Below are 20078 nucleotides of genomic sequence, written 5' to 3'. Positions count from 1 at the left end.
CTCAAACTCAATGATTAATGCTAGCTACTCACTTTGCTTTAATGAAGTGAGTAAATTAACAAGGTCACTCGGTTGATACAATGGACCAAATCTGGCGCTAAACTCAGTTATTTTCTCAGCGCTTGGGAAAGTATAATACTCACCTGCACTTCCCTGATTTTTAGTGATGATTTTACCGTCGTTATCTAGTGTTTCAATCGCTTGTTCAATTAATTGGCAACCGCCAACATATAAAGACAATACATGCCAAAGATAAGATTTATTTTGCTGCACCGCTAGCGTTGAGTTATTAATAATTCGGCCTGTATCTATCGAGCTATCATCGATAAAATGCAAGCTGGTCGACAGCTGTTCATCACCATTTAACAATGCCCAGAACGTCGCCATAACACCGCGATAATCGGGCAACTTACCAGAATGTAAATTAATAACGCCGTGTTTTGACAGGGCAATGATCGGGTTTTTCAAAATAACACCATAACGAATGGAAATAATTAAATCAGGGGATAATGCCTGAATTTTTTCTATCCCTTGTTCAGCGTTTATCTGATTTAAAGTTTCAATTTGAATACCGTGGTGCTGAGTAATTTCTGGGTAAGTTTTAAACATTAGCTTTTGAGCATTAACCTTTGGAAGCTGCTCTAAAGCTTGATAAATATCATGCTGTTCAAATCTCGCTAAATCTTGCAGTGCTTGCGGTCGTGTTAAATTACCACCCACTTTGCTCGATAAAAACACCTTGATATTATGTGGTGCTAACGCGGGTAATAATAAATTTAACGCTAAATTACTGGCTATATCATTATTCAGTAATAACACAATATTCATCAAAACGTCTTCCTGTACTGATTATTTATTTCGGCTGGGCTCGAAGGTCGAATAATGCGGTAAATCAGCATTAAACTCTTCCCAGTTGGCTTTAGAGTCGACAAAGTTATGCGATATCGGTCGCTCGACAATGTCAGAATCAAATATCCCTAGCCGCACTCGAACCCTTAACTTATCAGCTTCATTGCTGCTATAAACTGGGCTTCCGCAATGCTGACAAAAATAACGCGTACGTCCTGGCTTAAAAGAAAAAGCACTTAACGCTGAGTGACCTTGTTCAATAATAAAATCTGTTTGATTAACAAAGCCGTTAGTAGCATAAGCTGTGCCAGAGTTTTTCCGACAAAGTGAACAGTGACAATGGATAATATCGCTTATTTTTCCGCGCACACTAATGACAACCGCGCCACATAAGCACTTTCCGCTATACATGAATTATAAGTCGCTCTGCAAAGGTGTTAAATTTTTCATCATATAATATCTGCAACCAGTTTTTGGATAACCTTGCTGTGTCCACTGTACTTGATAACCATGTTTTTCATAAAACGGCATAGCTTGAAAGTTTAAAGTGTCGAGTAACGCTTTATTACAACCTCTGGCCTGCGCAGCTTGTTCGATTTCATGCAATATTTTACTACCCACTTGTTGGCCGCGTAGTGTTTCAGAAACCCATAAGGTATTGATCATTAACCAATCGCCGAAGGTGCGTCCAGCGGCGCCAGCAATAACATCACCGTTTTCAGCGTTTAGCTTTACAGCAATTGCTTTACGTTCACTTACCTCCCAATGAGCCCAGTTAAATTCAGCTATTTTTTTATCTAAAAAAGCAATTAACTCGGTCTCTGGGTTTTCAACCACTTCAATTTTCAATACGCTTTCCTCAAGCCATTTTATAAACTATTTAATAGCATCAATTCTTTAGGATGAGGTTTCATATAATATGAATCGGTAATGTAGTCGTTTGGAAACCTTCTAAAATGATGGCGCAGCAACGTTATTGGGACTATCAGTGGTAGTAAACCATTGCGATATTGATCAATAATATCAACCAGCTCAGCTTTGTCATCGGCACTAATAAAGTTTTTCAAATAGCCTTGCAAGTGGTGTAACGTATTTACATGACCTTTTCGAGAAGCTCTTAGTTTTAGTAACGTCATCATTTTTGTTAAGTATTGCGGCATTACTTCACTAGGCACTTCGCCATGGGCTTGCGCTAACCAATGCCCTAACTCTTTAGCCATAGCTTGGTTATGGCTCATAAAAATATACTTATGCTGGGCATGAAAATCGTTCAACGCTTTTATTGAAAACCCTTCTGCCGCTAGTTTTTGCCAGCGCGCATAAATAAACACTCGTTGAATAAAGTTTTCACGTAATATTGCATCACCCAAACGCCCTTCTTCTTCAACGGGTAAATTTGGATAATTCTCCATGAGCTTTTGAGCGTAAATTCCAACACCAATACGATCAGGCATATCACCTTTGTATAATCTCACCCGTTCCATACCGCAACTAGGCGAGTCTTTTTTCAAGATATAACCACTCAAGTTTTGCTGCCATGTTTTTTGTTCCTCAGCACAATCTTTAAGTCGCTCTGTTACATCTAAATCCGGATTTTTTGAACCTACACAATGCACTTTATCATCGAGCAGAACTAATCTAATGGTTTCACGAGGAATACCCAAGCCAATATCAACTTCTGGGCAAAAAGGAATAAAATCAAAATACTCACTTAAAGTATTATTTATGTATGAGTTGTTTTTATGGCCCGAGTCAAATCGCACTTTATGACCCAATAAGCAGCTACTAATGCCAATTGATATCTTGTTATCCATACTCGCTTCCTTTTACTGATTTTATAAATCTTTAGTTAATTTCAGTATAACGAAAAGCCTAAGGAAGTTAATCATTTAAATAAGCTCACAATGCATGAAGTTAACTCAGTAAAGAAATAACTAACATAATAGCCAACTTAATAGCTAACTATTAGTGACATGATGATAAAAATAAAGCGAGATGAAATTTGTAACAGCTAGCTTCTTTAAAGCTACTTACTGTGAGTGAAGTGATGGACTCAACAAATATGGGATATAATTAAACACGAGCGCTCTGTTGATTTAAGGATTGTTTGGGTATTTACCCGTCATTTAAATATCTATACTTACGGGAAAATGGTATCTATTTGTTTTGAATTAACATTGTAACCCTCAGTCTTTCCAACGTTCTTTTATTTCAAGAATTTGCTCAAGTAGTGGTTCAAAAATCTCCACAAGATGTGGATCAAAGTGCTTGCCTTTCTCTTTGTTTATCAACTCCATCGCTGCTTCAACTGTCCAAGCATCTTTGTATGGCCTAACACTGGTTAGCGCATCAAAAACATCTGCCAAGGCAACGATACGGCCTTCAATGGGAATATCTTCGCCTTTTAACTGGTTAGGGTAGCCTGTTCCATCCCACTTTTCATGATGTGTTAAAGAAACCAGTTTTGCCAAAGCGATTAATTCTGAGTCTGAGTCGCCTAATATTTCAGCCCCTATGATAGGGTGATTTTTCATCACAACAAACTCTTCATGAGTGAGCTTGCCAGGCTTAAGCATAATGCTATCTGGAATGCCTATTTTTCCAATATCATGCATCGGCGCGGCATTGAATAAATCATCAGCATCTTCTACTGAAAAGCCGTAGGCCAAAGCAATAATTTTAGAGTAATGGCTCATGCGCATAATATGCATGCCTGTTTCATTATCTTTATATTCAGAAGCTCTTCCCAAGCGTTGAATCACTTGTAATCGAGTGCTTCGAAGTTCATCAGCATCAACTAAAGACAAGTGTGTTTTAACTCGAGCTTTAACAACGGCTGGCGAAACAGGTTTTGAGATATAATCTACAGCACCAAGAGTTAAGCCCTTTGCTTCATCTTCAGGATCACTTAATGCTGTGATAAAGATGATGGGGATCGATTTAAACTGACTTTTTTTCTTTAGATGCTCACAAACTTCATAACCCGTCATATTAGGCATCATTACGTCTAGTAAAATCAAGTTAGGCGCTTCTTTTTCAATCAAGCGTAATGCTTCTTGGCCACTTTTAGCAAAAATTAACTTATAGCTGTCATTGAGTATTTGATTAAGTACACGCAAATTGGTTGGTTCATCATCAACAACTAAAATACTTTTATTTGATTTTTGCACTGTGTTTATTCCTTTATTTTTATGACGAACTTGGCTTAAGGGTTTCAATCAAAGATTCAATTTGCTCAAGTGCTTGAGTAAACTCAAAGTTTTCACATGCATCAATAATATTATTAATTTCAATAGTTTTAGAAGACACATGGCTTTGAAGCTTATCCAAAAGCGCGTCATTGAATTCATTATTACTGACATATGGGGTAAGTTGCTGCAAAATCTCAATCAGCTCTTCATTACTATTTTCACTGTTTTCTAGTGGTTGCAAAGCCACCGCTGCTTGCTCAATATCTTTTTTATTAAGGCAATTTACCGCCTGGTGAAGTTCAGCAATAACTTTCGCAATATTTTCAGCAATTAGCTCCACATTGTGATCATTACTTGACTGTTCTAAAGCGCCTAAGCTCAGCATAAATCGATTAAGCGAAAGATTACCTGCACCGCCTTTGAGTTTATGAGATATCATAGAGATTTGTTGGAGATTTTGTTGCTCTAGCATATCTTCAAGTTGAACAACGTCTGTTTTAGCGTCTTTGAGAAAACGAGATATCTCTGAGTAAAGAGTCGTTCTGGATCCCCAAAGTTCAATACCTTTTTTAACATCGATAACTAACGCCGTGCTCGCTATATTCTGATGACTTTCTTGAGCGACATTGTCTAAATTAAGTGCACTTAATATCTCATGATTAATTTGTTGCATGTCGATGGGTTTATTAGCAAAACCGTCCATACCGGCTTGTTCTGCCGAGGCTTTATCTTGCGGTAATACACTAGCGGTTAACGCAATAATAGGTAACTTAGTTAAACCATTAAGTGCTTCAAACTGTCGGCGCTGTTTGGCTGCCGTTAGACCATCCATTTTCGGCATTTGAATATCCATCAATACAATATCAAGCTCATTTTCTTGCATCTGTACTAATGCTTGTTCACCGTCACGGGCTTCTATTACTTCATGCCCATTTCGCTTGAGCATTAAAGCTAATAAGTCAATATTTTGCTCTATATCATCAACAATAAGAATACGCAGTTTAGGTATGGTGGCCGTTTTCTGCGAGGTTATGTTCTCAACTGCTTTAGTTGCAGGTTTCAATGGCAAGCTAAAGGTAAACTCTGAACCTACACCTTCTACACTTTTTGCGCTTATACTGCCTTTCATCAACTCTACTAACTGCTTACTAATTGTTGTGCCTAAGCCTGTGCCGCCAAAGCGTCGACTCATCGATTCATCAGCTTGAGAGAATGCTTCAAATATCGTAGCAAGTTGTGGTGCTGTCATGCCAATGCCAGTATCTTTAATCACAAAAGTTGTCACGTGATTATCCGCCTGAAAAATATCAATACTCACTGTGCCTTTTTCAGTAAATTTGATTGCATTACCAATAATGTTGGTTAGCACTTGCCGGATGCGATCAGGCGCACCATTATGGTATTCTTGTACATTCGGGTGAATATTCAGGGTTAACGCTAAACCTTTACTTTGTGCTTGTAGCCACAAAGTAGAAACAACGGCATCAACTTCTTCAACAAGTGAAAAGTCACGATACTCAAGCTGGGTTTTACCTTTATCAAGTTTTGCGCTGTCGAGTATATCATTAAGAATGTGTAACAATGATTTGGCAGACTGGTTAATAGTGCCAAGATGCTTTCTTTGGTATGCACTCAGTTCGTCATCTAATAATATATCGCTAAAGCCAATAACTGCGTTCATGGGAGTTCTAATTTCATGACTCATATTTGCTAGGAAAGCCGCTCTAGTTTCAGCCGCTTTTTCAGCGACTTCTTTTGCTAAAACCAGCTCAGATTCCATCTGTTTTCGCTCACTAATATCCATAATAAAGCCATCAAGATAATATTCATCGCTGTCGTCAATTTTACTTGCACGACCATAAGCGAGTACCCACTTTATTGTGCCATATCGATCGATAAACCTATGTTCATTACAAAAGCCATCTGGGCCGCGTAAATCTGTCGACTCAATTCTATCTAGGTCTTCAGGATGAATAAAATCAGCTAAACTACGCTTTGGCTCAGGCATTAAAAAATCTTCTTTTGGATAACCCAGTATTTTTTCAACTTCATCGTTTAGAAAAATACATGGCCAGCCAGAACGGTCAAAACAACGATAAACAATACCAGGAATATTTTTTAATAGGGCATGAATAAGTGTATCTTTTTTCTGTAATTCTGCGGCCATCTCTCGACGCTCCCGTAGATCAGAAATAAAAATTACAAATAAATGCTGTGCATTCAATTCAACATGCCCAATAGACAAAAGCACCGGCACTTCTTCTTTATTCTTCGCGATGATTTCCAGTTCATGCTCAGAGCCTATAAGTTTTGCATGGCGAGTTTCAATATAGTTGTCGATATAGTGATTAAAATTATGCTGGAAAGATTCAGGAGCAATCATACCAATACTGCTATCAAGCAACTCGCTTTCTTGCCACCCTAAAATTTTTGTTACCGCTTTATTTATACTAATGATTTTTCCTGATGCATCGATAGTAATTACGCCATCAATAGCGGTATCCATAATTGCGATAAGTCGTTTTTCATTGCGCTCAGCAATAACAGATTTGTTTTTATAACTAAAAAGTACATTAACAGCTAGAACCATACCTATGATGATAACGGTAATTACCGTTATCCCTAATGCAAGATATAGCGAAATGGCGTTGGTTTGGTTGGAAATTTCAAAACCTGGCGGCAACACAAAGCGCGCTGCAGCCATACCTGTATAGTGCATACCTGAAATAGCTGCGCCCATTACACAGCTCGATATTAGCATTTTCATGTTTTGACTTAGATTACTTTCACCAAACTGCTTAAGCCCAAAACTTATCCATAATGACAATATGGCTAACACCACCGCAACCACTATTGAAAGGCAAAACATAAAAATGTCATATCTAAGCAGCACCGACATATCCATAGCTGCCATGCCGACATAGTGCATCGTGCCAATACCCGCACCAACAAGCACTCCGCCTAACACTAATTGCGAACTTTTAATATTTTCACGGGTAATTAAATTCAAAGCGACCCACGAAGCTACAATGGCCGGAAAAACAGAAACAACCGTTAAGTCAAATTTATAGGTAACTGTAGTACACAACTCAAGTGCTAGCATGCCAATAAAGTGCATTGACCACACACCACCGCCTAAAGCAAAGCTGCCTACTAATAATGAAACATGTTTACGAAAAGCTGTCGCCGTTGAGGCTTGAGAAGCAACCTGAAATCCCATGTAAGATGCAAAGATGGCGATGGTGACTGACAGTAATACTAGCCATGGGTTATGTGATGAAACCGCCAAAAGGCTAGTATCTGAATACTGAAACAATTCGAAAATTTGGTTTAGCATAATACTTCGTCACCTAAACAATAAAAAATTTAGCGCAGCAATAGCTAAACATTAGTTTTTAGCAGCGACTTATTAAAATTTACATAGTCGAAATAAGCCTGCTGATTCGATGAGATATATCAAATTACATATTGACGTATCCAATATTTGATTTTAAGTTGCTGTTGTTTAATGTCAAGTATGGGCAGGGGTTTACTTAATTAATCATGGCAATTTTTGTAAATTTAAGCGAAATATATTGCCATGTTTAGTCACGCTTAGAAATGCATGTATTACTTTCGCGCAACTAAAACAGTTCGAAAATGTATTTTACATAAGCTGGAGAGTCGTCATTCTTGCTGATATTAGTTTCTATCGCGTTAATCGTTCACCTTTTAATAAACATGTTATCCAATGGTGCCATACAAGAGCTCAATAATTTAGTTAATATTTCAGTCGTAATCCACATAAATATTCGCAACTAATGAAGTGGGTTAGGAAGTAACTGGGAATAGATAAAGCCCAGAATGACTGGGCTTTATCTTGGTTTCAATAAATGAAAGAGTAAACGTTATTTTTCAAAGTAAAACTTGGCACGCTTATTATCGTAGTTGCCCACTTCATTCATCGTTTCTGCATTATATAAACGGCCATTGATCATAGTGTAAACAATGCGATCAGATAAACGAATATCAGTACTTACATCACCATCTACAACCAAAATATCAGCAAGTTTACCTACCTTAAGTGAACCTAACTGGCTATCTAAACCTAAGGTATGTGCAGAAGACATGGTTGCTGTGTGTATAGCTTCTAATGGCGACATGCCACCTTGCGCCATCATCCACATTTCCCAATGCATAGCTAAACCTTCACGTTGGCCATGACCGCCCGCATTAACCACAACACCTAAATCTTGTAATTCTTTGGCGACTTTTGCCACGTTTAGGTGGTTGTAATGATGGTGTGGCGCTTTTGTACGTCGCATTGAACGTGGGTCTAAAAACTCACTTGGTACATATTTGCTCAAACGTGGATGCTTCCAAACATCTGTGGTGTCATACCAAAAATGTTCACCTGAAATACCACCGTAGGCTACGCCCATAGTTGGCGTATAAGCCATTTCAGATTGCGACCATAACTGCTTAATATCATCGTAAATTTTTGCTGTAGAAATAGAGTGTTCTAACGTTGTATGACCATCGATAATCATAGACAAGTTATGTTGAAGTAAAGAACCGCCTTCTGGTACCACTAATATTTCAGCCTCACGAGCTGCTTGTATCATTTGTTGACGTTGGTTACGACGTGGTTGGTTATAGCTTTTAACACTAAACACACCGGCCTTTTTCAAACGTTCAATATGAAATTTTGCATCGTCTAAACTATCAACATGTGAAGTATAACCTGCTACGGTTGCACCGTATAAAATACTACCTGTCGAAAATAATCGCGGCCCAACAATATCGCCTGCTTTTTGCATTTCACTGGCGGCAAAAAACTCGGTTGTATCGTTCGACGGATCATGAACCGTTGTTACACCTAAAGCTAAACCTGCATAGTTTTTCCAGTTTTGTTGTGGAATAATTTCGTCACTACCTTGTGGACCATGTGCATGCGCATCAATTAAGCCTGGCATAATCGACTTACCCGCAATATCAATCACTTTGGCATTCGACGGAATATCTACTTCACCATTTTTACCCACAGCAATAATTTTATTGCCTTCTACCACCACAACGCCATTGTCGATAACTTGTTCGGCTTCCATGGTGATCACTTTACCACCAACGAAAGCAACACGGCCTGAAGGTTTATCTGCTTTTTCTTTAAAACCTAAATAAGTTTTAACGGGGTCAGCTGTGTTATCAGCGTCAGCAACCTCAGATTCATTAGTGATATCAAACAAACCAGCAACACTGGCTTGATATAAATCTGGCCCTAAGCTCCAATAAATTTCATTAGATGCGCCATTCCAATTTATGCTTTCACCTGCGCGTAATGATAATTGCTCTACCGGTAAGTTTTTCGCTTTTGGACCAATATCGATCACTTGGCCACGCTCAACAAACGGTGTTACAAACACTTTAAAGCGTTCAGCAAAAGCCAAATATTTACCATCAGGAGATACTTTATATTCAGTCGCAAATTTACCTTGGTAAACTGCTTGCTCTTTCTCAGCGCCGGCTGAAGCTTGTAGACTTACTTTTACTAGTTGTGGTGTTTCACCGTTTTGTAAAACATAAATACGATCATTTTTAGCACCAAAGTGCGGTAATGCACCTGATTCTGTAATTAACTTAGGTGTGCCCTTTTTCACAGCCACAGTGTAAATGCCAGGGTTTAAACCCCATGTAGGATCAGTAATATAACCACCGGCTACTTTGCGAAATACCACGGTTTTACCATCAGGGGAAAAGCTCGGTTCTACGTACTTTCCTGGTTCCTGAGTTAACACACGCCCTTTACCACCACGTGAAGAAACCATACGAATATCGCCAAGTTTATTATCATCCCACGTACTGTAAACAACCGTTCTACCATCACGAGAGAAGCTAGGGTTCAACTCAAAGTGCGATTTTTGTTTGGTTAAGCGTTTTGCTTTACCTTTGGCTTTACCATCATCAATACTGCGAACATAAATATGTCCCATTGATTCATAAACCACCTTGCTGCCATCGGGTGATATCTCAACATCACGCAACATTTTTACATCAAAGTTGTCTTGATCAATATCTTGTTGAAAGCGTAACGCTGTTTGTATTTTTTTCTCGGTTTTAACGTGAAAAGGAATAACGGTAGTTTTCTTGCTTTTTAGATCAAGTTTGTTAATTTCTCCACCAGACCAAAACACCATTCCTGAGCTATTTGGCAACCAAGCCATGTTGGGATACACACCATGAATTGCCCATGTTTCTTGCATATCTCGATCTAAGTTTTCAAAAATTAAACTTTCTTTACCACTCGTTAAGTCATATAAGTACAAGTTAGATTGGAAGTCATCTCGGCTAATGTAAGCTAAGTATTTACCATCTGGTGAAGGTACCGGGCGAATAGCTCCACCTTTACCAGAAACAACAACTTTAATTTCGCCAGATTCAAGATCTAAACGCTTAATCTTATAAATGCCTTTCTCTGAATCTTTACTGTAGTGGAAAGTTTTTCCTGGTGTTGCATCTTGTGAAAAATAGACGTACTTACCGTCATGTGAAAATGCAGGTTCACCTAAATCTTTTTGCTCATTTGGGCGTTTAGTCAACATAACGCCATTACCACCGGTTTTGTGGTACATCCAAACTTCACCAGCACCAAGCGAGCGAGACCCCGTATAATGTTTACGACCAACAAGGTAATTTCCATCAGGCGACCATGCAGGACTATTTAGTAAACGAAAAGTTTCAGAGCTAACCGCTTTGCCAGCACTACCGTCTGCATTCATGATCCATAAGTTATCACCGCCATCTTCGTCAGAAGTAAAAGCAATATGTTTACCATCTGGGCTAAAGCGTGGTTGCATTTGCCATGCAATATCAGTCATTAACGCAGTAGCTTCACCACCTTCAATAGGTAAAGTGTAAATATCGCCAAGTAAATCGAATGCAATGGTTTTGCCATCAGGGCTTATATCAACATTCATCCATGTACCTTGGCGAACATCAATGTTGGCGGTGGTAAATTCACCTTGTGGATTATTTACCGACCATTTTTCGATTTTGGTTTTATCGGCTGTTGCTTGAGTATTATTTTCAGCAAAAGCTTGATGGCTTGCACCTGTTATTAGAGCAATGCTAAGAGCGAGTGACGTTATACGAGTAGTAAATCTAGACATACATTTAACCTGATCAGCTATATCAATTATTGTTATAACCTTACTACAACACATCATTACAAAAAACTTAAGTCTAATGCGATAAATAGTCATTATTTACCGTTCAATACCTGTTACAAAGCACTAGATAGATTACTCAGACAACTTATCAGTTATGCAGAAAAAATAGACAATATTTTTATTTTTCAGTATGGTAGATAAAGGCTCTAATAAAACACTAACTCGCGCTTTAAAATAGAACTGCTACGTAACATAACAATAAAAACAAGGAATGATTTTTAATGAAAAGACTGGAAGAAGCACAAGCAAGTTTAGTTGCAACTTATGCTCTGTACAATGCAGCTAGTGAGAAGAAATTACCTGCAATTAACCCCGATGATACCGAGACATTGAGAGCGTTATTGGAAGTTATTCACAATCGTGAAGCTGTTGCTTACGTGCAAAAGCTCAAAAAAAGTATTCCCAGTGAAGTTACTGAACTTAAAAGGTTACTTGCAGACGTAATGCTGTTGCTTGACGGCGTTGATATTAAAATTCTTAAAGCAAAAAGCAAAGTCAGTGTAAACGCCGACTAGCTAATAATTTACTTTTACCTTTACTTAACTTTAGGCTGTTAGGTATGTCGATATTATTCAATTGTACAATATCGATAACAAGCGACGACTGAAAAGCCAGTTTTTCTCGTTTTACGTGCTTACTGTACCAGCTTGATAGCCCCAACGCGGCATAATAGCTTGCTCGATATTTAAATGGTCAAGCATTCTACCGACCATAAAATCAATCAGATCGTTTATCGTTTCAGGTTGATGATAAAAACCTGGCGCTGCCGGCATAATGGTTACGCCCATTTGCGATAACGTCAGCATATTTTGTAAATGTATGGTTGAAAAAGGTGTTTCGCGCGGCACTAAAATTAATTGTCCGCGCTCTTTAATCACTACATCGGCCGCGCGTTCAATCAGGTTATCACTCATCCCTTGGCTAATTGCCGCAAGCGTACCAGTAGAACACGGGCAAACGACCATAGTTTTTGGCGCTGCTGAGCCAGAAGCAACTGGAGAAAACCACTGTTCTTTGCCAAAAACAATAATTTGCTCGGGTTTTGCTTTAAGTCTGTCAATAAAAAATTGGCTAGCGGCATCGGGCGAACCGGGTATTTTCACGCCGACTTCTGTATCAAAAACTACTCGCGCAGCACTTGAGCACAAAAGATACACCTGATAATTTGCCGCGACTAAACATTCTAATAACCTTAATGCATAAGCTGAGCCTGAGGCACCAGTAATGGCTAAGGTTATTTTCTGATTAAACTCAGTATTGTTATTAATTGTTGTGGCTGTATTTTGCAAACCTACACCTTAAAGATAACGTTAATTAATGCTAATGGTCTTTATACTCGGTAAATGAATAATTAGTTTAATTATCAATACCAATTACTTTAGCTATTATAGTTTAGCAAGTGCTGATAATAACTTGTCATGAATACCGCCAAAGCCACCATTACTCATTACAAGTAATGTATCGCCTGTTTTAGTTTGTTTGATAATATCAACAACCATTTGGTCAACATTATCACCGACAATACAAGGTTGTTTACAGTCAGCAATTAATGCATCAACCGACCACTTTACTTGCTCTCCTTGATAAACAAAAACGATATCGGCATCAGCAAGTGAGTTAGCTAAGGTGTCTTTATGTACACCTGATTTCATGGTATTTGATCTTGGCTCCAATATCGCTATTACCCGCTTATTACCAACATTGGCTCGCATACCTGCTAAAGTTTTTGCAATGGCGGTTGGGTGATGAGCAAAATCGTCAAAAACCCTGACCTGATTCACTTCACCTTTTAGCTCTAACCTACGTTTTGTATTCACAAAACTTGCTAATGCTTCAATAGCAACAGCGCTTGGTACACCAGCATGGCGCGCTGCTGCAATGGCCATTAAGCCATTGTCGATATTAAAGTCGCCAATTAACCCCCATTTTACTTGCCCTTGCTTTACACCTTCAAAGCTGACGATAAACTCACTGCCATCGGCAATACATTTTTCAGCATGCCAGCCAGCTGTTTTATGTTCTTGGTCAACACTATACTCAGTCGGCGTCCAACATCCCATGGCTAAAGTTTCAGTAATGGCTAGCTCATTTTTGGGGGATAATATCAGCCCGTTACTCGGCACCATGCGAATTAAATGATGGAATTGACGTTGAATATCGCTGATATCATTAAAAATATCAGCATGGTCAAACTCCATGTTATTAATCACTAACGTATTCGGACGGTAATGGACAAACTTAGAACGCTTATCAAAAAATGCCGTATCGTATTCATCGGCTTCAATAACAAAAAATGGGGCATTGCCTAATCGAGCAGAGAAATCAAAATTTTGTGGCATGCCGCCAATTAAAAAGCCCGGTTCCATGCCTGCATATTGCAATATCCAGGTTAACATAGAACTGGTTGTGGTTTTGCCATGCGTGCCTGAAACTGCCAATACCCAGCGATCTTTCAATACGTTATCTAATAGCCATTGCGGGCCTGAAGTGTAAGCAATTTTTCTATCGAGCATATATTCTACCATTGAGTTGCCACGTGCCATGGCATTACCAACAATAACCAAATCAGGCTCATCTGCTAAGTGTTCGACTAAGTAGCCTGATTTTAATTCAATACCCAATTGTTCGAGCTGAGTGCTCATTGGCGGATAAACGTTAGCGTCACAACCTGAAACACGAAAGCCCATTTGTTTGGCAATAGCGGCAATACCGCCCATAAAAGTGCCGCAAATACCTAAGATATGAAGATGCATAAAAGCCCATTTTTATTAGCACTAACACAACTTTTGCTCGTTAGCGCTAAGGTTTAAATCACAATGGGCTCAATATACCTTAATCTAACGAAAATACATATTGCAAAATCATGGCATTTTGCCCACTATCAAGGGCATTAACACTTATCGCAATATGAATGGCTTAATTGGAAAAGTTAAGTTCATCATTCTCTAAATTAACGTTACCATTAACCTTATCATTAAAAGTATTAAGGGAGCTCATGAGCCAAGCCATCCTACAAAATATCAATATTTATCCTATTAAATCTAGTGCTGGTATTGAGTTGTCAAATAGCTGGGTTGAAGAACTTGGTTTAGCTTGTGACCGGCGTTTTATTGTTGCTAACGATAAAGGTGAGTTTATCACCGCACGCACGCACCCTAGTTTGTGCTTAATTCAGGCAAACTTAACGGCAAAGGGTATTATGATCACGGCACCAGATATGCCAGCTTTATTGATCGAATACCAGCAACTTAGCCAAAACTATATTGCTGTAACTGTGTGGCAAGACACCATTAATGCACAGCAATGTAATAACAACATTAATCTGTGGTTTACGCGTTATCTCAAACAACCTTGCCAATTATTGTTTTTTGGCGCCGACTCTCAGCGTTTCGTAAAAAACAAAAATAGCCAAGTTGGATTTGCAGATGGCTACCCTTTACTGCTGATCTCACAAGCATCACTGGATAATTTAAATAGTCGATATAAGCCTGAAACGCATAAAATTTCGATGGCACAATTTCGAGCCAATATTGTTGTGAATAACTGTGAAGCTTTTGCTGAAGATACTTGGCAGCATATTCGCATTGGTGAAGTAGAGTTTGAAATAACGAAACCTTGCACTCGATGTGTTTTCACCACAGTGAACCCTGAAACAGGTGAAAAAAGTCCACAACAAGAGCCTTTAAAAACACTCAAAAATTTTCGCCAATTAGCTAATGGTGATATTTTATTTGGGCAAAATTTAGTAGCACTTAATCAAGGCCAAATAAAACAGGGGGATCAGGTTGAAGTAATAAAACGCCAAACAGCCCCTACTTTTACGCTCAGTAATAAGTCATCGGTTAACCCCACTTCAAATGACATAAAGCCCACATTGGAAAAGGAAACAGTCTTGAGCACGAAAACGAGTAAACCCGTACTAACATTCAGTAGCTTTAATAAAACCATTACTGGAAATAATACCCAAACATTGCTTGAGCAAGGCGAAGATGCAGGTTTAATACTGCCATACTCTTGCCGAGCTGGCATGTGTGGCAGCTGCAAGGTAATGTTAGAGCAAGGTGAAGTAGAGCAAACTTGTCAAGACGGCTTATCTGACCAAGAACAACAACAAGGTTATATCTTAAGTTGTTGCAGTACTCCCCTTACTGATGTGGTGATAAGTCACCCGGCAAGGCAGCGTCGACATATTGCTGATGATTAATAAGGGGAGATATCATGAAATTAAATTGTGATTTAGGCGAGTTTAAAGAAAATAACGATGCCGATATTATGCCTTTAATTGATATGGCGAATATCGCATGTGGATTTCACGGCTCAGACCCTTTAACGATCAAAAAAACCATTAAACTAGCAAAACAATATCAGGTAATTATTGGCGCACACCCAAGTTATCCCGATGTGGAAAATTTTGGCCGTCAATCAATGCACTTATCTCAAAGCGAATTAATCGCCAATGTGCAATATCAAATAGGTGCTTTACAAGCTCTGTGTTCAGCCGAAAATGCTCAACTTTCCTATGTAAAACCGCATGGCGCTTTGTATAACGATATGATGCAAGACCTAGCGTTGTTTGAAAATTTGTGTATCGCTATCGCGCAATTAAATCAAAAAACGAATCAAACACTATCTTTAATGATACAAGCAATTAGCGACATCGAGAAGTTTGATCAAGTAGCCAAAAAACATCATATTGCACTCTATTATGAAGCCTTTGCAGATCGCGCCTATCTCGATAGCGGCTTGTTAGTACCTCGCTCAACAGCTGGAGCGGTATTAAGTAACAATCAAGATGTCGTTAGCCGTTGTAAAAGTTTGCTTAACAATAAGCCTTTACTCAGCGTTAACCAAAAGCCCTTACAATTCCATATTGATGCATTATGTGTTCATGGCGATACACCCAATGCCTTGGCGATGATCAAAGCTTTGCGAGCAACTATTGATACGCAAAAAAATGCATAAATATAGGCGTAACAAGCAGTTAGAAGATAAAAAATATAAGTCATAATATAATGAAAAATGCGTCACAAAGTACTGAAATTTTAGAAGTGCATAACACCGAAATTGCCATTGAAGTAGTCGCGGAAAATGCGTTGTTACTTAGCTGGCAAGCAAAAATATCACTGTCACAACATAATGAAATTATCGCCTTTCAAAAAATTATTACCCAGCAATTAAATGCGCTGATTGTAGAGTCGGTAGCGAGTTATCATTGCTTAATGGTTTATTTCAACTTGCAATTAACCACCAGTGCTCAGCTTATTGATAAAATTAGGGCTCTAGCCAAACATCAGCAAAATAACTTACAAAACCAAGTAAAGAGTCGTGATAACAAACCAGTAATTAAAGAACTAAGTCAACAAAATGATGACTGTATAAATATCCCTGTTTACTATGATACAGAGCAACAATGGGATCTAGCGGATGTTGCACAGCGCTGTAACATGTCGGTGGACGAGGTTATTAAACAGCACAGTGCTCAAACTTATCATGGCTACGCCTTAGGTTTTACACCGGGCTTTTGTTACCTCGCTAGCTTACCGACAGCACTTCATTTACCGAGAAAGTCTTCGCCACGTTTAAAAGTGCCTCAAGGCGCCGTTGCCATTGCTGAGCAGCAAAGTGCTATTTACCCGATTGAAAGCCCCGGCGGCTGGCACATTATTGGTCAAACACCATTACCTATGTTTTCAAGCATAAATGGTGAATTTAATGCCACCATCAACGTTGGACAGAATGTAAAGTTTTATGCCATTACTCAAGCTGAATTTATTGCGCTAAAACAAGGTATAAATTCATGAGCCAACATCACCTGGAAATTATCAGTATCAATGGTCAGGCAAGTATTCAAGATCTTGGCCGCCTGAATGCCCAACATTTAGGTTTTAGTGCCAGTGGCGCCGCCGATGAATTTGCTTTTCTGAGTGCCAACAAATTGATTAGCGAGCCATTAATGGCTAATGATATTTCGCTTGAACAAAGTCGCTGTGCGGCAATCGAAATTACCCTAGGTCAAATAAGTTTTGAAGCCAAATCTGCCTGTACCATTGCGATAACAGGTGCTGATTGCCAAGCTAAAATAAACCATGTTGCAATTAAACCTTGGCAACGTTTTCATCTACAAGCTGGTGATATACTTGACTTGGCAATGCCAAAAGCGGGTTTGCATAGTTACCTTGCTGTATTCGGAGGTTTTACTTGTGAACCAACACAACAGCCTTGGCTAGGCAGCTATGCACAAACAATAAATGAAATGGCCTTGGGCTTTATGGGAGAAAAATTAACTGTTGGCAGCAAATTATTTTTTACACCACAAGCTAAAATATTAACTGAGCCTTCTGAGAATAAAGTAGATAAACTATTGGCTTCAAACACGCCAACTGCCCTACCAGCACTATTTTATTCTCAAAAAGAACTCACCATTCGTATGATACCCAGCAGTTTATTTCTAGCAATGGGCCATAAACAGCAACAAAAATTTTTAAACACAGAATATAGTGTTTTACCTGATAGTAATCGCATGGGGTATCGTCTGAGCGTTACCCATTTACAAAAGCCAGCAGCTACCGAGCCACTACTTTCAAGACAATTGCGAAGCCATTGTTTGCTATCAATGCCCGTTACTTATGGGATGGTGCAATTTCCTGAAAACGAACAACCCATCGTATTAATGAAAGAGCGACAAACCATGGGCGGCTATCCAGTTTTAGGCACTATAATTCAAACAGACTTATTTCGCTTAAGCCAAATGCGCCCTGGTGAAAAAATCAACTTCAGGTTAATTCCCTCAGAACAGGCTCTGCAACAGTTAACCGCATTCTACAAAAGGTTCAGCCTATAATAAATCCAGCGTCGCTAAATCAAGATGCTAACAATTCCTATTAGAGCCACTAAAGGTAGAATGGCTAACAATAAAAGATTAGAATAACGCCCGCGTTACGATTTACTTTTATGCAGGTGTTTTTTTGTTATTAATGATCGACAATTACGACTCTTTTACCTTTAACTTAGTGCATTATTTTCAGGCATTAGGACAAGAGGTTAAGGTATGTCGAAATGATGAAATCAACTTAGCCGATATTGAATCATTAGCACCACAATATATTGTGATTTCTCCAGGGCCTTGCGATCCAAACGCGGCAGGTTTATCTTTGGCGATTATCGAAAAGTTTAAAGGCCGCATTGCCATATTAGGTGTTTGCTTAGGGCACCAATGTATTGCCCAACATTTCGGTGCAAAAGTTATTAAAGCAAATAAAGTCATGCACGGTAAAACCAGTTTGATTAGCCATAATGAGCAAGGTTTGTTTCATGCGTTAAAACAACCATTAACCGTTACCCGATATCATTCGTTAATTGTTGATAAAAATTCTTTACCTAATGACCTCGAAGTAACTGCTTGGATCACCGAAAATGGTCAACAAGAAATCATGGCTTTACAGCACAAAACATTAGCTATTGCTAGCGTACAATTTCATCCTGAGTCTGTTTTAACAGAGCAAGGCCATCAATTATTACAAAATTTTATTGACCAATACGCCAATCATATAGATGATAATATTTTAACCTCATGAAATATAACAACAGGTCGATAACCTAGCTAATGTCTTATTTATCGATTGTTCACACATAACTAACAATGAAGTTCTGATGCATATTTTTGAAAATAACAAATTAGTCTTACCTATTTACAATCGCGTGTTAAGTCTTGCGATAAGTAAGGATTTTGCCAATCAAAAAAATGGCAAAATCAATATGACTAAGCATCAAGACAGTGAACAGTTTAATCGCAGGCGTGAGTTATTAGCGATTGAAGAAGAAGCAAACAAAAATAAAATTATACAAGCACACGGTGAAGAACACTTTAAAACACAAGTTAAAAACAAGTTTTATAAACGTGTTAATAACCAAGTAAATAAAGTGTTTGATAATAAAGAAAACCTTTACACCAATGTACTAAAAATTGAAGATGCTGCACCTTCTATTATGGAAATATTAGCGGTAAAAGCAGCGAGTATTAACCGCATTACTCCTTTGGCTAAGTCACTTCCCTGGCTTTGTAATGAATTAATTAATTTGGTTAATAAGCCTCAGTATCGCAAACGTTCAGACATACAGGTAACTGAGCCAAGTTTAGCCTTAAGCTATGTAGGCTTAGATAACCTAAAGTTAGTCATGCCCACATTTATGCTAAAACACTGGTTGCCCACAAGTACCTCCCCTTATCCGTTAATGAAGCGAAAATTGTGGAACGATAGTTTATCAATTGCACTGGCATCTCAGCGTTTAGCCAAAGAAGAAGGGTTAGATGAGTTCACAGCATTTACTGCAGGCATGCTCAGTAACTTAGGATTATTAGCCGTAACTCGCGGCTTTTTAGATGCCTATAGCGATCTGTATAATAAAGACTTACGTGCCGCATACGACAATAAAGATAAAAAGCTACATGACGTATTAGTAACACTTGATACAGCGCCTGATTTATTACTTGAACAATTACTAGAGCGCAGCAGTAAAGTAGCGGCAGATATGGTTGAGCTTATGCGCTTTGATCGCCTACAAATTACAGAGCCTTTATTCGATCTTGCTTATGCGACAGACATAAAGCATATGTGTCCAATTGCAAAATTAGTCACCAAAGCCAAAGCTTATGTTGCCTTTAGAAGTTTAGCTAAAGAAGACCTTATAAGTACTGAAGAAGCAAAAACATTATTAATGGCTGGGCGCTTAACAAAAACTGACATTAGCTTACTAAAGAAAAGCGATATTGATCATATTAAATTAATTTTTAATTAACCTTTACTGCTCTTTTCCTCATTACTCAAACACATCT

Annotated in this window: 16 protein-coding genes; 7 read left to right on the top strand and 9 right to left on the bottom strand. The window is 38.6% G+C overall.

Annotated features, from left to right (window positions below; all coding sequences use genetic code 11):
* Positions 1–24: 24 nt before the first annotated feature.
* The 7 genes from B6A32_RS01375 to B6A32_RS01345 form a co-directional block, all read right to left on the bottom strand.
* Positions 25–828 (bottom strand): formyl transferase, encoded by an 804-nt coding sequence (locus B6A32_RS01375; protein ID WP_085300965.1) that lies wholly within the window; start codon positions 826–828, stop codon positions 25–27.
* 21 nt (positions 829–849) lie between these two features.
* Positions 850–1260: a GFA family protein gene (locus B6A32_RS01370; protein ID WP_085300964.1), complete on the bottom strand. Its 411-nt coding sequence runs from the start codon at positions 1258–1260 to the stop codon at positions 850–852.
* Positions 1261–1263: 3 nt separating this feature from the next.
* Entirely contained in the window at positions 1264–1698 is a 435-nt protein-coding gene (locus B6A32_RS01365; RefSeq protein ID WP_085300963.1) for a GNAT family N-acetyltransferase, read from the bottom strand.
* A 20-nt stretch (positions 1699–1718) separates the two neighbouring features.
* Entirely contained in the window at positions 1719–2663 is a 945-nt protein-coding gene (locus B6A32_RS01360) for a YbgA family protein (protein ID WP_085300962.1), read from the bottom strand.
* 372 nt (positions 2664–3035) lie between these two features.
* Positions 3036–4028 (bottom strand): response regulator, encoded by a 993-nt coding sequence (locus B6A32_RS01355; RefSeq protein ID WP_085301516.1) that lies wholly within the window; start codon positions 4026–4028, stop codon positions 3036–3038.
* A 10-nt stretch (positions 4029–4038) separates the two neighbouring features.
* Positions 4039–7377 carry an MHYT domain-containing protein gene (locus B6A32_RS01350; RefSeq protein WP_085300961.1) on the bottom strand — a complete coding sequence of 1113 codons (3339 nt, stop codon included), beginning with the start codon at positions 7375–7377 and terminating at the stop codon, positions 4039–4041.
* 550 nt (positions 7378–7927) lie between these two features.
* Complete coding sequence (locus tag B6A32_RS01345) at positions 7928–11185, bottom strand: amidohydrolase family protein (RefSeq protein ID WP_085300960.1); 3258 nt, start codon at positions 11183–11185, stop codon at positions 7928–7930.
* Positions 11186–11466: 281 nt separating this feature from the next.
* Here B6A32_RS01345 and B6A32_RS01340 point away from each other — a divergent pair, with 281 nt between their 5' ends.
* Positions 11467–11760, top strand: coding sequence for a hypothetical protein (locus tag B6A32_RS01340; RefSeq protein WP_085300959.1), 294 nt, complete (start codon positions 11467–11469; stop codon positions 11758–11760).
* A 111-nt stretch (positions 11761–11871) separates the two neighbouring features.
* On the opposite strand, the gene B6A32_RS01335 is transcribed toward B6A32_RS01340, so the two are convergent.
* The gene (locus B6A32_RS01335; protein WP_101685870.1) at positions 11872–12534 is read right to left on the bottom strand and encodes a flavin prenyltransferase UbiX; all 663 of its coding nucleotides are present in this window, start codon (positions 12532–12534) and stop codon (positions 11872–11874) included.
* A 96-nt stretch (positions 12535–12630) separates the two neighbouring features.
* On the bottom strand, positions 12631–13998 hold the full coding sequence (gene mpl, locus B6A32_RS01330; protein WP_085300958.1) for a UDP-N-acetylmuramate:L-alanyl-gamma-D-glutamyl-meso-diaminopimelate ligase: 1368 nt from the start codon (positions 13996–13998) through the stop codon (positions 12631–12633).
* 242 nt (positions 13999–14240) lie between these two features.
* On the opposite strand from mpl, the gene B6A32_RS01325 reads away from it, so the two are divergent.
* From B6A32_RS01325 to B6A32_RS01300, 6 genes are all read left to right on the top strand, one after another.
* Positions 14241–15449, top strand: coding sequence for a YcbX family protein (locus B6A32_RS01325; protein WP_085300957.1), 1209 nt, complete (start codon positions 14241–14243; stop codon positions 15447–15449).
* Positions 15450–15463: 14 nt separating this feature from the next.
* Positions 15464–16207: a 5-oxoprolinase subunit PxpA gene (locus tag B6A32_RS01320; RefSeq protein WP_085300956.1), complete on the top strand. Its 744-nt coding sequence runs from the start codon at positions 15464–15466 to the stop codon at positions 16205–16207.
* 50 nt (positions 16208–16257) lie between these two features.
* Positions 16258–17046 (top strand): 5-oxoprolinase subunit PxpB, encoded by a 789-nt coding sequence (gene pxpB, locus B6A32_RS01315; RefSeq protein ID WP_085300955.1) that lies wholly within the window; start codon positions 16258–16260, stop codon positions 17044–17046.
* The gene (locus B6A32_RS01310) at positions 17043–18086 is read left to right on the top strand and encodes a 5-oxoprolinase subunit C family protein (RefSeq protein WP_085300954.1); all 1044 of its coding nucleotides are present in this window, start codon (positions 17043–17045) and stop codon (positions 18084–18086) included. Before pxpB ends, B6A32_RS01310 begins: the two co-directional genes overlap by 4 nt.
* Before the next feature lie 124 nt (positions 18087–18210).
* Complete coding sequence (locus tag B6A32_RS01305; RefSeq protein WP_085300953.1) at positions 18211–18819, top strand: anthranilate synthase component II; 609 nt, start codon at positions 18211–18213, stop codon at positions 18817–18819.
* Positions 18820–18895: 76 nt separating this feature from the next.
* On the top strand, positions 18896–20041 hold the full coding sequence (locus tag B6A32_RS01300; protein ID WP_085300952.1) for an HDOD domain-containing protein: 1146 nt from the start codon (positions 18896–18898) through the stop codon (positions 20039–20041).
* The last annotated feature ends 37 nt before the right edge of the window (positions 20042–20078 follow it).

The sequence above is a fragment of the Colwellia polaris genome (assembly GCF_002104515.1).
Lineage (GTDB): Bacteria > Pseudomonadota > Gammaproteobacteria > Enterobacterales > Alteromonadaceae > Cognaticolwellia > Cognaticolwellia polaris.
The sequence above is the reverse complement of the archived record's forward strand: the minus strand, read 5'-3'. Positions and strand labels throughout refer to the sequence as shown.

Excerpts from the sequence above, each read along its gene's own strand:
- B6A32_RS01375 (WP_085300965.1), bottom strand. The coding sequence starts at position 828 with ATGAATATTGTGTTATTACTGAATAATGATATAGCCAGTAATTTAGCG.
- B6A32_RS01370 (WP_085300964.1), bottom strand. The coding sequence starts at position 1,260 with ATGTATAGCGGAAAGTGCTTATGTGGCGCGGTTGTCATTAGTGTGCGC.
- B6A32_RS01360 (WP_085300962.1), bottom strand. The coding sequence starts at position 2,663 with ATGGATAACAAGATATCAATTGGCATTAGTAGCTGCTTATTGGGTCAT.
- B6A32_RS01350 (WP_085300961.1), bottom strand. The coding sequence starts at position 7,377 with ATGCTAAACCAAATTTTCGAATTGTTTCAGTATTCAGATACTAGCCTT.
- B6A32_RS01345 (WP_085300960.1), bottom strand. The coding sequence starts at position 11,185 with ATGTCTAGATTTACTACTCGTATAACGTCACTCGCTCTTAGCATTGCT.
- B6A32_RS01340 (WP_085300959.1), top strand. The coding sequence starts at position 11,467 with ATGAAAAGACTGGAAGAAGCACAAGCAAGTTTAGTTGCAACTTATGCT.
- mpl (WP_085300958.1), bottom strand. The coding sequence starts at position 13,998 with ATGCATCTTCATATCTTAGGTATTTGCGGCACTTTTATGGGCGGTATT.
- B6A32_RS01325 (WP_085300957.1), top strand. The coding sequence starts at position 14,241 with ATGAGCCAAGCCATCCTACAAAATATCAATATTTATCCTATTAAATCT.
- B6A32_RS01320 (WP_085300956.1), top strand. The coding sequence starts at position 15,464 with ATGAAATTAAATTGTGATTTAGGCGAGTTTAAAGAAAATAACGATGCC.
- pxpB (WP_085300955.1), top strand. The coding sequence starts at position 16,258 with ATGAAAAATGCGTCACAAAGTACTGAAATTTTAGAAGTGCATAACACC.
- B6A32_RS01310 (WP_085300954.1), top strand. The coding sequence starts at position 17,043 with ATGAGCCAACATCACCTGGAAATTATCAGTATCAATGGTCAGGCAAGT.
- B6A32_RS01300 (WP_085300952.1), top strand. The coding sequence starts at position 18,896 with ATGCATATTTTTGAAAATAACAAATTAGTCTTACCTATTTACAATCGC.